The 14331-nt window shown below is 71.2% G+C and carries 13 protein-coding genes; 6 read left to right on the top strand and 7 right to left on the bottom strand.

Going from position 1 to position 14331, the window contains the following annotated elements; translation table 11 throughout:
* The first annotated feature begins 314 nt into the window (after nucleotides 1-314).
* Both IEZ10_RS20300 and helR read left to right on the top strand, forming a co-directional pair.
* Complete coding sequence (locus IEZ10_RS20300; protein ID WP_189248086.1) at nucleotides 315-1550, top strand: glycosyltransferase; 1236 nt, start codon at nucleotides 315-317, stop codon at nucleotides 1548-1550.
* 90 nt (nucleotides 1551-1640) lie between these two features.
* Complete coding sequence (gene helR / locus IEZ10_RS20295; protein WP_189248085.1) at nucleotides 1641-3788, top strand: RNA polymerase recycling motor ATPase HelR; 2148 nt, start codon at nucleotides 1641-1643, stop codon at nucleotides 3786-3788.
* On the opposite strand, the gene IEZ10_RS20290 is transcribed toward helR, so the two are convergent.
* Nucleotides 3775-4452: a DsbA family oxidoreductase gene (locus IEZ10_RS20290; RefSeq protein WP_189248084.1), complete on the bottom strand. Its 678-nt coding sequence runs from the start codon at nucleotides 4450-4452 to the stop codon at nucleotides 3775-3777. The genes helR and IEZ10_RS20290 overlap by 14 nt on opposite strands.
* A 426-nt stretch (nucleotides 4453-4878) precedes the next feature.
* Between IEZ10_RS20290 and cpt the strand changes: the two genes are divergently transcribed.
* A complete protein-coding gene (gene cpt, locus IEZ10_RS20285; protein ID WP_189248083.1) occupies nucleotides 4879-5400 on the top strand; it encodes a chloramphenicol phosphotransferase CPT in 522 nt (173 codons plus the stop codon).
* 173 nt (nucleotides 5401-5573) lie between these two features.
* On the opposite strand, the gene IEZ10_RS20280 is transcribed toward cpt, so the two are convergent.
* The 5 genes from IEZ10_RS20280 to IEZ10_RS20260 form a co-directional block, all read right to left on the bottom strand.
* A complete protein-coding gene (locus tag IEZ10_RS20280; RefSeq protein ID WP_189248082.1) occupies nucleotides 5574-6536 on the bottom strand; it encodes an OmpA family protein in 963 nt (320 codons plus the stop codon).
* 248 nt (nucleotides 6537-6784) lie between these two features.
* A complete protein-coding gene (cutA, locus tag IEZ10_RS20275) occupies nucleotides 6785-7126 on the bottom strand; it encodes a divalent-cation tolerance protein CutA (protein ID WP_229811454.1) in 342 nt (113 codons plus the stop codon).
* Nucleotides 7127-7136: 10 nt separating this feature from the next.
* Complete coding sequence (locus IEZ10_RS20270; RefSeq protein ID WP_189248081.1) at nucleotides 7137-7676, bottom strand: hemerythrin domain-containing protein; 540 nt, start codon at nucleotides 7674-7676, stop codon at nucleotides 7137-7139.
* A 488-nt stretch (nucleotides 7677-8164) separates the two neighbouring features.
* Nucleotides 8165-8380 (bottom strand): hypothetical protein, encoded by a 216-nt coding sequence (locus IEZ10_RS20265; RefSeq protein WP_189248080.1) that lies wholly within the window; start codon nucleotides 8378-8380, stop codon nucleotides 8165-8167.
* A 159-nt stretch (nucleotides 8381-8539) separates the two neighbouring features.
* Entirely contained in the window at nucleotides 8540-9310 is a 771-nt protein-coding gene (locus IEZ10_RS20260; protein ID WP_189248079.1) for an alpha/beta hydrolase, read from the bottom strand.
* A gap of 277 nt (nucleotides 9311-9587) precedes the next feature.
* Here IEZ10_RS20260 and IEZ10_RS20255 point away from each other — a divergent pair, with 277 nt between their 5' ends.
* From IEZ10_RS20255 to IEZ10_RS20245, 3 genes are read left to right on the top strand one after another with little or no spacing between them, the layout of a single operon-like run.
* Nucleotides 9588-10868, top strand: coding sequence for a hypothetical protein (locus IEZ10_RS20255; RefSeq protein WP_189248078.1), 1281 nt, complete (start codon nucleotides 9588-9590; stop codon nucleotides 10866-10868).
* Between the two features lie 39 nt (nucleotides 10869-10907).
* The gene (locus IEZ10_RS20250) at nucleotides 10908-12116 is read left to right on the top strand and encodes an AAA family ATPase (RefSeq protein WP_189248077.1); all 1209 of its coding nucleotides are present in this window, start codon (nucleotides 10908-10910) and stop codon (nucleotides 12114-12116) included.
* Complete coding sequence (locus IEZ10_RS20245; protein WP_189248076.1) at nucleotides 12116-13339, top strand: vWA domain-containing protein; 1224 nt, start codon at nucleotides 12116-12118, stop codon at nucleotides 13337-13339. Before IEZ10_RS20250 ends, IEZ10_RS20245 begins: the two co-directional genes overlap by 1 nt.
* Nucleotides 13340-13404: 65 nt before the next feature.
* Here the strand turns inward: IEZ10_RS20245 and IEZ10_RS20240 are convergent, their stop codons facing one another.
* Nucleotides 13405-13878 carry an NUDIX hydrolase gene (locus tag IEZ10_RS20240; RefSeq protein ID WP_189248075.1) on the bottom strand — a complete coding sequence of 158 codons (474 nt, stop codon included), beginning with the start codon at nucleotides 13876-13878 and terminating at the stop codon, nucleotides 13405-13407.
* Nucleotides 13879-14331 lie beyond the last annotated feature (453 nt).

Genomic DNA, 14331 nt, shown 5'->3' with positions numbered 1-14331 from the left:
TGATAGGCGCCGTTCCCGGTGATCTGCTCATGATGCCCCACCGGCGCGGGCGATGGGCCGCCCACCGGGATCGCCTGTCCGGGCCGGTGGCGTCGCCGTACGCGGCCGGTTCACGGGTCATGGGGAGGTCGTCCGTTCGGCACGGAGGGCGAGGGGACGACGAGGGAAAGGGGAGCACCTGCTCCCCGCCACTCCTAACGTATAGCGCACCCGGGGGCTTGCCACAAGACCCGGGTCATGCCGCAGAATCGTCCGCCGAGGCCGGAGCCTGGTCGTCGGCCAAGGCCGGGAACTGCGAAAACGGGGGGCATGGAATGCGTGTGTTGCTGTCGACGTACGGGTCGCGCGGGGACGTCGAACCGCTGGTGGGATTCGCGGTGCGGTTGCGGGAGCTCGGCGCGGAGGTGCGGATGTGCGCGCCGCCGGACGAGGAGTTCGCGACGCTGCTGGACGGCGCCGGTGTGCCGCTGGTGCCGTTCGGCCCGTCGGTGCGCGCGTTGGTGACCAGGGAGAGGCCGTCGGCGGCGGACCCGTTCAGGCTCGCGCCCGAGCTGGTCGCCGCGCGGTTCGGCACGCTCGCCGCGGCGGCCGAGGGGTGTGACGCGCTGGTGGCGACCGGCCTGATGCCGTCCGGCGCGCGGTCGGTGGCCGAGCACCTGGGTATCCACTACGTGTACGCGTGCTTCCAGCCGATCGAGCTGCCGTCGCCGCACTGCCCCCCGCCGCCGCGGCCGGGCCGGCCGTTCCCACCGGACGTGACCGACAACCGGGTGCTGTGGGAGCTGGACGCCCAGAAGGTGAACGCGCTGTACGGCGAGGCGGAGAACACCCACCGGGCGGCGATCGGCCTGCCCCCGCTGGACAACGTCCGCGACCACGCCCTCACCGACCGTCCGTGGCTGGCGGCGGACCCGATCCTGTGCCCGTCGCCGGAGACTCCGGATCTCGACGTGGTGCAGACCGGGGCGTGGATCCTGCCCGACGAACGTCCGCTCCCGGAGGAGCTGGAGGCGTTCCTGGACGCCGGCGCTCCGCCGGTGTACGTGGGCTTCGGCAGCATGCCCATGCGCGGCGCCTCGGTGGACGTCACCCGGGTGGCCGTCGAGGCGGTCCGCGCGCAGGGCCACCGCGTGCTGGTCGGGCGCGGCTGGGCCGGTCTGGCCCTGATCGACGACCGGGACGACTGCTTCGCCGTCGGTGAGGTCAACCACCAGGTGTTGTTCGGACGGGTGGCCGCCGTCGTGCACCACGGCGGCGCGGGCACGACGACGACGACCGCCCGGGCCGGCGCGCCCCAGGTGGTGGTGCCCCAGATGGCGGACCAGCCGTACTGGGCCGCCCGGGTGGCCGAGTTGGGCGTCGGCGCGGCGCACGACGGCCCGGTTCCGACCTTCGAGTCCCTGTCGGCCGCGCTCAGGACCGCTCTGACCCCTGAGACCCGCGAGCGGGCGAGGGCCGTGGCCGCCCAGGTCCGCGCCGACGGGGCGGAGGTGGCCGCGAGGCTGCTGCTCGACGAGGCCGGCCGGGGAAGGCGGCCCGTGTCCGCGTGAACCACGCCCGGATCACCGGGCCGGAATGCAGAACCCGGACACCCCGCCGCGCGTGACAGCCGCAAGAGACCCCAGATCGGAGCAGACTGCATGAAACCGCTGGCCACCAGCGCGTTCGACCTTCCCGCCCACCTCTCCCCCAAGGCCGACCCGGCGCTGATCGACGCCGACGAGAAGCACTTCGCGGCCATCGCCGAAAGCCTGGAGCAGACGATCGCCGACCTGTCCGGCCGCCTCGACGCCGCGCGCAGGTCGCCCGGCGGCGGGGGCCGGCAGGCGCTGGAACGGGACCTGGAGATCCACCGGCTGTCCGCCCGCCTGCGCATGCTGCGCCGCTTCGGCCTGGACCTGTGCCTCGGGCGCATGGTCGGCGCGGACGACCCCGAGCCCGTGTACGTCGGACGGCTCGGCCTCACCGACCACGCGGGCCGGCGGCTGCTGCTCGACTGGCGCTCCCCCGCCGCCGAGCCGTTCTTCGGAGCCACCCACGCCAACCCGATGGGCCTGGCGAGTCGCCGCAGGTACCGCTGGACCCGCGGCCGGGTCAGCGACTACTGGGAGGAGGTGTTCACCCAGGAGGGGCTCGAAGGGCACGCCGCGCTCGACGACCAGTCCGCCTTCATCGCCAGCCTGGGCGGCAACCGGTCGGCCCGGATGCGGGACGTGCTCGGCACCATCCAGGCCGACCAGGACGCCATCATCCGCGCGGGATCGCGTGGCGCCCTCGTCGTCGACGGCGGACCGGGCACGGGTAAGACCGTCGTCGCGCTGCACCGCTCCGCCTACCTCCTCTACGCAGACCCCCGCCTCGGTCACGATCGGGGTGGCGTGCTGTTCGTCGGACCGCACCAGCCGTACCTGGCCTACGTCGCCGACGTGCTGCCCAGCCTCGGAGAGGAGGGCGTGCAGACCTGCACGCTGCGGGATCTCGTCGCCGAGGGAGCGTCGGCGGCGGCCGAGAAGGACCCGGAGGTGGCCCGCCTGAAGTCGTCCGCGGACCTGGTGAAGGCGATCGAGCCGGCCGTACGGTTCTACGAGAACCCGCCCGCCAAGGGGATGACGGTCACGACCCCCTGGGCCGACATCCGGCTGAGCGCCGAGGACTGGGCCGAGGCGTTCGACGCGCCGGACCCCGGCACCCCGCACAACGAGGCGCGCGACCAGATCTGGGAGGAACTGCTCACGATCCTGGTCGACAGGCACGACGACGACGTCTCGGCCGACCTCGTCCGCAGGGCGCTGACGCGGGACAGGGAGCTGCTCACGGTCTTCAACCGCGCGTGGCCGCTGATCGACGCGGCCGACCTCGTCGGAGACCTGTGGACGGTGCCCGCCTACCTGCGGCTGTGCGCGCCCTGGCTCGGCCCCGAGGACATCCGCAGGTTGCAGCGCGAGGACGCCCAGGCGTGGACGGTGTCCGACCTGCCGCTCCTGGACGCGGCACGGCAGCGGCTCGGCGACCCGGAGACGTCACGGCGTAAACGCCGGCGCGACGCCGCCGTCGCCGCCCAGCGTGAACGCATGGACCGGGTCGTCGACGACCTGATCGAGGCCGACGACTCCGAGATGCTGATGATGTCGATGCTGCGCGGGCAGGACCTGCGGGACGCCCTGGTCGACGAGGCGGCGCTGCCCGGCGCCGACCCGGACCTGCTCGCCGGCCCGTTCGCGCACATCGTCGTGGACGAGGCCCAGGAGCTCACCGACGCGGAGTGGCAGATGCTGCTGCTGCGCTGCCCGTCCCGGAGCTTCACCATCGTCGGGGACCGCGCCCAGGCCAGGCACGGGTTCACCGAGTCGTGGCGGGAACGGCTGGAACGGATCGGGCTCGACCGGATCAGCCTGGCGTCCCTGACCGTCAACTACCGGACGCCGGAAGAGATCATGGCGGAGGCCGAGCCGGTCATCCGGGCCGCGCTCCCGGACGCCAACGTGCCGACCTCCATCCGCAGCGGCGGCGTCCCCGTCGTCCACGGACCCGCCTCGGAGCTGAACGCGATCCTCGACGCCTGGCTCGCCGAGCACGCCGACGGCATCGCCTGCGTCATCGGCGACCCCACGTTCCAGGCGACGTCCCGCGTACGGTCGCTGACCCCGGAGCTGGCGAAGGGCCTGGAGTTCGACCTGGTCGTCCTCATCGATCCGGAGAGGTTCGGCGAGGGCATCGAGGGAGCGGTCGACCGCTACGTCGCGATGACCCGCGCGACCCAGCGCCTCGTCATCCTCACGAGCCCCTGACGATCCGTTCCGGACGGCCGGGCCTGGCCGGGACGCTGTGTGAATCGGTCGGACCGTGCTCCAGCAGCCGCTGCAGATCGGCGACGGGTTGGACCCCGGAGACCGGCGGGCGGCCGTCGATCATCAGGCTGGGCACGCCGGTGACGCCGTGTTCGGCCGCGCGGCGCCGGTCGTCGCGCACCTGTTCGGCGTAGTCGTCGCCGGCCAGGACGGCGCGCACCTCGTCGTCGTCCAGCCCGGCCTCGATGCCCAGGCTCCGCAGGACCTGCGCGTCGGCCACGTTCAGCCCCTCGGTGTGGTAGCCGTGCAACAGCAGTTCCATCATCTGGTCGGCCCGGCCGCGGTCGGCGGCCAGCTTGACCAGCCGGTGCGCGTCGAAGGTGTTCACCGGGCGTGCCAGATGCAGGTTCAGCTCCAGGCCTTCCGCCGCGCCCAGCGACCGGATCCGGGCGACGCGGGCGGGCGCCTGCTCGCCCCACCAGCCGGCCATGGCCTCCGCCGCGGTCGGGCCGGGGGTCCGGCCTTCCTCCGGTGCGAGTTCGTAGCCGCGCCAGATGATCTCGACGCGGTCACGGCCGGCGTGCCGGGCCAATGCGGCCGTCAGCCGTCTTTTGCCGATGTAGCACCAGGGGCACAGCACATCGGCGTATATCTCAAGCTTCATGAACGTCCTGCCTAATGATCATTGCTGGTGGAGTGAGGTTCGCCTTACGCTGCGTGTCGAAGCCGTCGACGGTGTGGTCAAGGATCGAACGAAACCGGAATCCGTGCTCCCGGACGCATTCCTCAAGGTCGGATACGGGGCAGGGCCCCGGCTGCCATCGTGCGACCTCAACCGCGGTTGAGGTCAAACTCTCCCCGGGCGGAGGCGCGGCCGACCCCGCCCGGCTTCCGGAATGACGGCCGGGCGACGGCGCCCTTGTCACCCTTGTCACCCTCGGCGGCCTCCCGCGTGCCCGGCCTCACGGGTCGGTACGGCCAGTGCCCCGGCCGGGAAGGTTCACCGGGTTGTGGCGGGGGGTGCGGAGCTCGCGGAAATCCGTTTCGAGCGTTGTCCTCGTGCCTCTACTGTGGCGCGGTGATGACTCAGATGATCGTTGTCAACGGCGGCTCCAGCTCGGGAAAGTCCGGGATCGTTCGGTGTCTGCAGGCGGTCCTGCCCGATCCGTGGCTGGCCGTCGGGACGGACACCCTGGTTGAGGCGATGCCGGCGTCCATGCAGGCGTCGGATGGCGGGATCGAGTTCGCTCCGGACGGAGAGGTGACCGTCGGTCCGGAGTTCCGGGCGCTGGAAGCGGCCTGGATCGCGGGGGTCGCCGCGATGGCCCGTGCGGGCGCCCGGGTCATCGTCGATGAGGTCTTCCTCGGCGGAGCCTACTCACAACGGCGATGGCGGAAAGCCCTGGGTGAGCTGCGGGTGCTGTGGGTCGGCGTCCGGTGTGACGCCGCGGTGGCCGCGGGCCGTGAGGTCGCCCGAGGCGATCGGACCATCGGGATGGCCGCGTCCCAGGCGAAAGTGGTCCACCGGGGCGTGACCTACGACCTGGAGGTGGACACCACGCATGCGGAGGCGATGGAGTGCGCACGGACCATCGCCGCGCATGTCAAATGATCGACGGCCCGGCGGTGTGCCGCTGTGACCGCGGCGCCGGGACGAGCCGGACGGCGGTGGTGAGGGGGCGTCCTACCCGCGCGGCGACATGGCGGCTCCATGCGCCGCCCTCGTTGAGAAGCCGAGGTCCGACGCCGCCGGCGGTGCCCGCCCTGCGGGGAGCCGCCGACCGGTCAGCGTCTGATGGGGATCCTCGGGTAGGCGCCTCCGTTGGCCACCTCCAGGGTGATGCTCGTACGGCCGTCGGGCGGGGCGGGATAGTAGACGTAGGCCCTGCTGGTCTCGCCCTTGCCTTCCGGTCTGTACCGGTAGTCGGTGCCGAGTCTGGCGGCCAGATACTCCTGCACCGCCTTGGCCCGCTTGACCGACAGCGTCTGGTTGTAACCGTCGTCGCCCTTGTCGTCGGTGTGACCGGTGATCGTGATGGGCGGTTTGGCGGGGTCGGCCCGTCGTCTGGTCTCCTCGACCACGTCGTCGAGCACGGCTGCCGCCTTCGCGCTGAGACGCGCTTTGTCGAAGGCGAACAGCACGTCGGTGCGCAGGCCGATCGTCTCCTTGTCACCCTCCTGCGTGGTGCTCTTCACCGGTGTCTCCACCTGTTCGTTCACGTCGGCGACGCCTGACCAGATCTCCCCGTTCGGCACGACGACAGGCCACTGGAACGTGTCGCCGGCCTTCGGCATGTCCGAGGAGCCACGCTCGCGGGCGGTCGGCTCAGCGGCGCCGTCGGTGACCGGGATGCCGGTCATCGGGCCCATCGGCAGATCGGGCGCGATCGACATCTTCTCGGCGATGGCGGGAAGCGGCGGGAAGTAGACCTCGACCGGGTAGCGCACGCCCGGCATGAAGTCATCGGGATAGTCGGCGCCGACCTGGTGGTTCCTGGTGCCGAAGGCGTGGCCGTTGCTGTCGTTCTCTCGCAGGGTGAAGTACACCTTCCTGCCGACCGGGTCGAACAGCCTGAACCTGTCGAAGGAGGTTGTCAGAGTGCCATAGCCGAAGTCGCCGGGGGTGTTGACAGTCGCCGTGGTCATGATCTCCATGCGTAACACGGTCAGCTTGGCGTGCCGCTCGATGGCCTTCACCTCGATTCTGAACGGGTCGGCGGTGTAGAAACCGACCATGCCCTCGCTCACATAGCTCCCCGCTGCCGCGCCCGGTGTGGAGGGCGGCGCCGAGTGTGTGGCGCCGGAAGCGGTGGCCGACGGGGTACCGCGCACCGGCTGATCCTTCGGTCCGCATGCGCAGGCCAAGGTCGCCGTGACTACAAGAGCGGCCGCTTTCGACAGGCGCATGCCCATAAAGCCCTCCCTAGCCGACAAGTCAGCCTTTCAGGCTATAGATCATCTGTGTGACGCGCCTGCAGATCGGTCGAACTCGCCCGTCAACTCGCTGGGCGGAAGGGTCGCTCCGCCGTCTCCGCCGCGATCCAGTTCAGGTAGTCCGGCAGTCCGCCTTCGATGGGGACCGCGACGATCTCCGGTGTCTCGTAGGAATGAGTGTCCTTCACCAAGGAAACGAGTTCGTCCAGACGATGCTCGCTGGTCTTCAGCAGAACCAGGAACTCTTCGCTCTTCTCTACTTTTCCTTCCCACCGGTAGAGGGAGCTGATCGGCCCGATGATCTGTGCGCACGCCGCGACGCGGTCGTTCACCGCGGCGGTGCAGATCTTCTCCGCCTCTTCACGCGTGCCGGCCGTCACATGCACCTCGAAGGAAGCACTCACGCGGCCAAGCCTACGCGCGCGACGCTTCCACGCTTTCCGAGCGGGTTGCGCGACCGGTGGCGGGTGGAGGGGCCGGCTGGCCGTCGTCAGCCTGCAGCAGAGTGCCGACCCGGGCCCGGACCGCCTCGACGGCCTCCCAGTCCTCGGTGCTCAGACCGGCCAGCGCCGCCGGGAAGACCCCGTCCTGCTCCTTGAGGATGTGGGCGCGCAGCAGGTTCAGGGTGTCGAGCAGCCTGAGCGGCCAGCCGGGGTCGGCGGGCGTGCCGTCCGCGGCCTCGCCGAGGACGGCTTCGATGCGCCGATGCTCCGCCTCCAGCGCGGCGATCTGCTCGGGAAACTCCTCCGCCATGGCGGGGAACAGGCCGTGCTCCTCGACCGCGGTGTGCGGGCCGAGCACATCGGCGATCCTTCTGGCGATCGCGGTCATGGCGGCGGTGTCGCCGGCGGTGTGCGCGCTGCGCGCGTCTCCGATCAGGTCGACCACCAGATCGTGCTCGCGGGTCAGTTCGCCGATCGTGGTCACGGCCTGGCAGCCGCAGTACTCGCACATGCGCTTGTGCTCCTCGAATGGTGCTCCGGGCGCGGGTCCGGGGCGGCGCCCCGGGCTCACCCCACATTGCCCGGCCGCCGGACCGGCCGGGCAGGGACCTTGGACCTCTTTTCACGGGTCCCGCGTCATCCGCCGCTCGGCGCTCCCCAACCGGGCCGCCCGCAAAGCCACGACCCACTTCGCCGACAACATCCGGCACGCCGACCCGCGGGCCGAGCATGCCTACCAGCAGGCCCATGACCGCGGCGAACTCCACCCCGACGCGGTGCGCATCCTGGGCCGCGGCCGGCTACGCGTCATCCGTGCCTGCCGGCGCAACGCCACCCCTATGACCCCGCCGTCCACCACGCCGGACCCCGGACACCAACCGCTGATCGGTTCTGCCGCGGCGCTTCCGGTCCTCGCTTCGCTGCGGTCCGGGGCACCTTGCCATCGAACACCCGTCCCCTCACCGCACCCGGCTGTTGCGAGGCAACCGAACCCTGCGGTCAGTCGTGGGAGCGACGACGGATGATCGCATCGCTGATCTGCTGTGCCGCATATAGTTCGGGCGCCACCCACTGCAGGGGCGCGTCGCCGGGATTCCCGGGCTCGGCGATCGCCTGCGGCAACGGTTCCTCATCCCTGCCCGGCACCCAGGTCGCAGGGTCCGGCCGCTCAGGCAGACGCTGGAATCGACCGGCCGACCTCTCATCGCTCGTCATGATCTGTTAAACGTTGTCCACCTTTGCAGGGTTCCACGGCCGGCGTGGGATGTGTCGCGCCTCGAAGTTTCCAGAGCACCTCGATCAACTCCCGGGTGCCGGAGACCTCGCCATGGGCCTTGTGCGCGGCCGCCCGCCAAGCCTCACAGCTCAGTTGACTCAGGGAACCGCCGCCCCGCTTCCGGTGCCCGCGCCTGGCGGAGCCGATGCTCGGTCTGCCGCGAGCCGGTCGAGAAGGAATTCGGCGGTCGCGTCGATGACGTCGTCGAAGTGTCCGGCAGGGCCGGGGTAGTGGAACGCGTGTTCGGCGCGTTCGTACTCAAGCAACACGCAGTCATTGCCGGCCTGCACCATCACGTCCCGGAATCGTCGCACCTGGCCAACGGGTGCGACCTCGTCGTGCGTCCCGTGTTGAATCAGCACCGGCGGATTCCCAGGCCGCACGAACTCGATCGGCGAGTACTCGACCGCCCTTCCCGCAGCGATGCCGGCGTCCCGTTCAAGTATTCGTAGCCGCTCTGACGGGTAGGCGAGCAGATCCACCACAGGATTCAGAGCCACGACCGCCGCGACGCCCGGCCTGGATACCGGAAGGGGAGGGTCAGGGGTGATCATTGCGGCGACGAGCGCGAGATGACCGCCGGCCGAACTACCGCCTGACGCCAGATGTGATGAATCGAGCCCGCGCAACACAGCCGATCCCACGAAGTGTTCAACCGCCCGTCGGGCGTCGGCGATGCAGTCGTCGATGTTCACAGCGGCCTGCCCGATCAGCCGATATCCGGCTGAAGCCGCGAAGATGCCGCGGGCCGCCAGCTGCCGGCAGTGCGGGGCCAACCCATCGGCTGATCCTTTGCGCAGAGCGCCACCGTGGAACATGACGATGCCCGCCTTCGGCCGGGCGCCTTCGGCCGGCTCGAAGAGCAGCATGGGCAGCTCACTGCCGTCGGCGGCTTCGTACGTTGTCGAGGACTCGCGACCGGTTGTCATGAGCACACATTCGACCACCACCGCACGGTGGTACGGCAACGCCGTACGGCACCTGTCGTGGTCACATGCCACCACACGACCGATCAGGGTGGGCCGGGGGCCGGCCGACCACTCCCGCCAAGCCGCCCTTCTCACGCGAACCGGAAGACGCTACGCTGATCATGATGAATACCTCCTACATCAGATTGGGGGCCCCGTTCACGCAAGGTGAGTGCTGATGCCGCACTCGACCTCGAACGAGGATCCCCGCCTGGCTCTCTGGCTGCGCGTGCGCGAGTTCGCCGTGCCGCCTTCCATGATCGATTCAGCGACCGCCCGCCGTAGCACCGGCGACTGGGCGGCGGCGTGCGCGGCAGCACACGTGGACGTCGATCTCAACCTGCGCCGCACAGCGCATCTCCACGGCCGGGAACTGGCCGCCCGCCTCCGAACCGACCTCCGCCACCTGGCGCCTGACCTGCTGCGCTGGCACATGCCGAGGATCGCCCCCAACGGCCTGTTACGTCCGGGCCTGACCCTCTCGCTGGCCCGGTACCACGAGGGGAACGGCACGGTTCACCTCGTGGCCAGGACCCCGCCGGCCTGGGCGGATGCCGGTCAGCGGATCAGCCTGGCGCTCTGGGACGGTTCCCGGGCCGGACCGCATCCGCACCCCCATCCGAATCGGCGCTTCCGCCTCGACCTGCATCGCCACCTGTGGGATGCACGCAGGGCCGGTGAGCTGCGTGCACGTTCCGAAACCGCGCCGCACGCACGGGGCTGGGCCGTCGATCGGTGGCCGGCCGAGGCCCGGTTGCTGCTCTGCGCCGAAGGGCAGGACGGGGGTACGGTCGCCGTCCGGGTCGGCGGGCGGCGTCAGATGTTCCTCGACGTGGATGCGTCCCGGGCCGGCGAGGAAGGACCCGCACCGCCGATCCTGCCTGACGCGGCGACCTGGGTTCTGCCCGACCTGGCGTTGCTGCGTGCCGGGCTGATCGAGGCCGGCAGGCTGCACCCGCTCGTCGCAGCGGCGCTCGTACCCGGCCGTTCGCCGGGCGCCGAGCCACACGGCCACCAGAGCCGGAACGGGCCGCGAATGGTCGAGTGCGGTGGCGCCCGGCACAGGGTCGCGCTCGTGAACGGCGCGCTGGTCGCCCTGGATCACGACGCGACCGAGATCCGGCGCGAGAAACTGCTGGCCGAGTTGACCGGCACCCCGTTGCCCTGTCTGCAGCTGATCGAGGAGGCCCACCGCTCCCCGGAGTGCCTCCTCGACGTCCACGCGCGGCTGGAGCACGGCGACGCCGCCGGTGCTCAGGCCACCGTCGACGGTCTCCTCGGATCTGACGCGCGACTGCCCGAGGGCTCGCTGCGCGACGTGCTGGAGGAGGCGGCGCGGCGGCGGATCGACCACGGGCTGTTCCGTGCCGGGCTCCTGTCGGGGCCGGGACCGGCGGAGCGACCGGACCGCCGTTCCCGTAGGGGCCGGGCACGCCCGCGCCATGCCATATTCCGCTGACGATTTCCTGGACCTCCTAGACCTCCAAGGTGATTCATCATGCTTTCGTCTGTTCACGCCTCGCGCCTTGAAGTCGCCGGCGATCTGCTGTCCCTGCTCCGCGACACCACCACGGAACCACGCACCGACACGCAGCTGGAGGCCCTGACCCTGGCCGTGGCGGCCGACCTGCCCGTCCTGCTGTGGGGGGAGCCGGGGATCGGCAAGACCGCGGCGCTGCAGCAACTCGCCGAGGCGCTCGGCCTGCCGCTCACGACGGTGATCGCCAGCGTGCATGAGCCGTCCGACTTCTCCGGCCTGCCGGTGGTCGGTGACGACCCCGCCGTTCAGGGCGTCCCGATGGCGCCGCCTGACTGGGCCGTACGTCTGGCCCACGCCGGCCGGGGACTGCTCTTCCTGGACGAGCTGTCCACGGCACCGCCCGCCGTACAGGCCGCCCTGCTCCGGCTGGTTCTGGAACGGCGGGTCGGGGCCCTGCGGCTCCCGGCGGGTGTCCGGATCGTGGCGGCCGCCAACCCGCGTTCCTCCGCCGCCGACGGCTGGGAGCTGAGTCCGCCGCTCGCGAACCGGTTCGTCCACCTGCAATGGCGTCACGATCACGATGTCGTCGTACGCGGCCTCGGCGGGACCTGGCCGCGCGCGAGCCTGCCGTACCTCGACCCGGAGCGGCTGTCCGAGGCGGTGACGTTCGCCCGGCGTGCGGTGTGCGGGCTCCTCACCGCACGCCCCGATCTCGTGCACCGGTTGCCGAACAACGAGGCGCACCGGGGCGGCCCGTGGCCCTCACCCCGCAGCTGGGAGATGGCGTTGTGCCTGACCGCCTTCGCCACCGCGGCCGACGCGTCCAAGGACGTGCTGTCCATGTTGGTCAGGGGCGCGGTGGGAGACGGGCCCGGGCTGGAGCTGCTCGCCGTCATGGATCGGATGGACCTTCCCGACCCCGAGGCGCTGCTGGCCGACCCGGCGGCGGCCGAGCTGCCCCAGCGGGGCGACCTGCGGCAGGCCGTACTCGACGGTGTGGTCGCGGCCGTGCGGAAGCGGCCGGAGAAGGGCCGGTGGGACGCGGCATGGGCGCTGCTGGCGCGGGCGCTGGAGACCGGCGCCCCGGACCTGGTGGTCGTGCCCGCCTCCACGCTCGCCGCGCTACGCCGCGCGGACTGGGAGGTCCCGGCCTCGATCGAGAAGCTCGCCGGGGTGGTCTCCCTGGGCAAGAAGGCGGATGAGGTCGCGGCGCGGGTGACGGGCTGATGGACCTTGAGAAGCTCTTCACCGCCCGGTTGTACGCCGCGCGGGCCCGGCCCTATCTGGCGACGGCGCTGTTCGCGCTGCACCCGGTGGAGTCGCGGTCCGTGCCCACGATGGCCGTGGACCGGCACTGGCGGTGTTACATCTCACCGGCGTTCGTCGCGCAGACCCCCGTCGAGGAACTGGCGAGCGTGTGGGTGCACGAGGTCTCCCACCTGCTGCGGGACCATCACGGCCGCAGTGACCGGGTCGCCCGGCAGCGGGAGCTGACGGGACGGGGAGAGCGGCTGCGGATGAACATCGCCGCCGACCTCGAGATCAACGACGACGTGTACGGTGACGGGCTGGCCTGGCCCGATGGCGCCCTCCAACCGAAGACGCTGAGGCTGCCCGGAGGTCAGCTCATGGAGGACTATCTGCGCCAGTTCCAGCTCGGGCCGTACATGCGGGATCTGGCCTGGCTGGACTGCGGCAGCGGCGCCGACGGACTCGAGCGGGAGTGGGATCTCGGGCCGGAGGGCGCGAACGGGCTCAGCGACCACGAGCGGGAAGCGGTCCGGTTCCGGGTGGCGCAGGGCATCAGCACCCGTCCGGGGAACGCGCCGAAGGGATGGCGGCGGTGGGCGGAGGAGGCCTTCCACCCGCCGCAGCCGTGGCGGGAACTGCTCGGCACAGCCATCCGCTCGGCGGTGTCAGGACCCGGCGTGGGCGAGGACCACACCTACGGCAGGCCGCCGCGGCGCTCGGCCGGCCTGCCCGGTGTCATCCTGCCGAGCCTGCGGCGCAGGCCGCCGCGGATCAGCGTGGTCATCGACACCTCCGCGTCGGTCAGCGACGCCGAACTGGGGAGCGCGTTGCTGGAGGTCTCCGCGATCGTCCGCGCCGTGGGCGGCCGGCGCGACCTGGTCAGCGTCCTGTCCTGCGACGCGGCGGCCCGGGTCGCGCAACCGCTGTGCCGGGCCGAGGGGATGACGCTGGTGGGCGGCGGCGGCACGGACCTGCGGGCGGGCATCGCCAAGGCGCTGCGGGCGAGCCCGCGGCCGGACGTCATCGTGGTCCTGACCGATGGGCAGACCCCGTGGCCGCGGAAACGGCCGGCGTCCCGCATGGTGGTGGGGCTGTTCTCCCGGCCCAGGCGGTCGTACGAGAACGATCCCGAGTACGTGCCGGACACGCCGCCCTCATGGGCACGGGTGGTCGACATCGGCCGGGCAGGTCCGCCGTGACGGCCCAGGCGATCGCCGTCCTGTAAGCCGTCGAAGACGATCGCCACCGCCCTGGACGAAGACGTTCAGTGCCGGATCAGACCACCGACCGGGACGGGGTCGACATGGCCGGTCACCGGAAGGGTCTGTGCCAGGGCGAGGCCGACATCGACCAGTGATGACCGGCGAAGGCGCGTGACGTCGGGGATCGGGGTCCAGACCGACTCGGCGGTCTCGCCGTTCGGCTCAGGCCGGAGCCGGCCACCGGTGATGCCGACCCGGTAGAAGATGCCGACGTTCTGGTGCTCGGGCAGGCCGGGCAAGCGGCGGTCGGCCGCGGGGATCACTCTCGAGTCCACACCCAGCAGGCGTTCGACCACTCCGTCATAACCGGTCTCCTCGGCGACCTCCCGGATGACCGCGTCGAACGGGTCCTCCCCGTGCTCGACCTTCCCACCGGGAAGCGTCCAGCACCGCTCGCCCTTCGGCCCCGCCCAATGGGCGAGCAGCACCCGTCCGTCCTCGATGCACACGGCGTACGCCGCCAGCCGGAAGCTCATCGCCGCACGCTATCCCAGCGTCCACGATCCGCGCATTCATTATCGATCTTGATTGGCTGTTCGGCGGAGAACGGGTCAGGTGGCGCCCGGCGGTGGTCCCGTGGCGAACGACCTCGTCACGGTCGCGTCCCGGACGGGATGGTGAGCGCCGGCGGTGTACGGCCCGCGATCGGTCAGCCGCTGGACGGCTTGCGGCAGTTTGCCGGCACCGTCGGGGCGAGGGCGTTGGACCGGCATCAGGGAATCGCCCCACGAGGGCCGCAGTAATGAGCTTCCGGCAGGCGTCCTCTCCGTGATCAGAGGTGTTGACTCCAACCGGAAGGACACACATTGCACACGGTGGGTTGGGACTGGGGCGGCCAGACGCACTCGGTGACGGCACTCGACGCGCAAGGCGCGAAGGCCGCCGTTGGACGCTCCCGCACACCGAGGCCGGGATCACTTCAACGCTGT

Source organism: Streptosporangium pseudovulgare (assembly GCF_014648055.1).
In the GTDB taxonomy this organism is placed as follows: domain Bacteria; phylum Actinomycetota; class Actinomycetes; order Streptosporangiales; family Streptosporangiaceae; genus Streptosporangium; species Streptosporangium pseudovulgare.
Note: the sequence above shows the minus strand (reverse complement) of the source record. Positions and strands in the feature narration are given on the sequence as shown.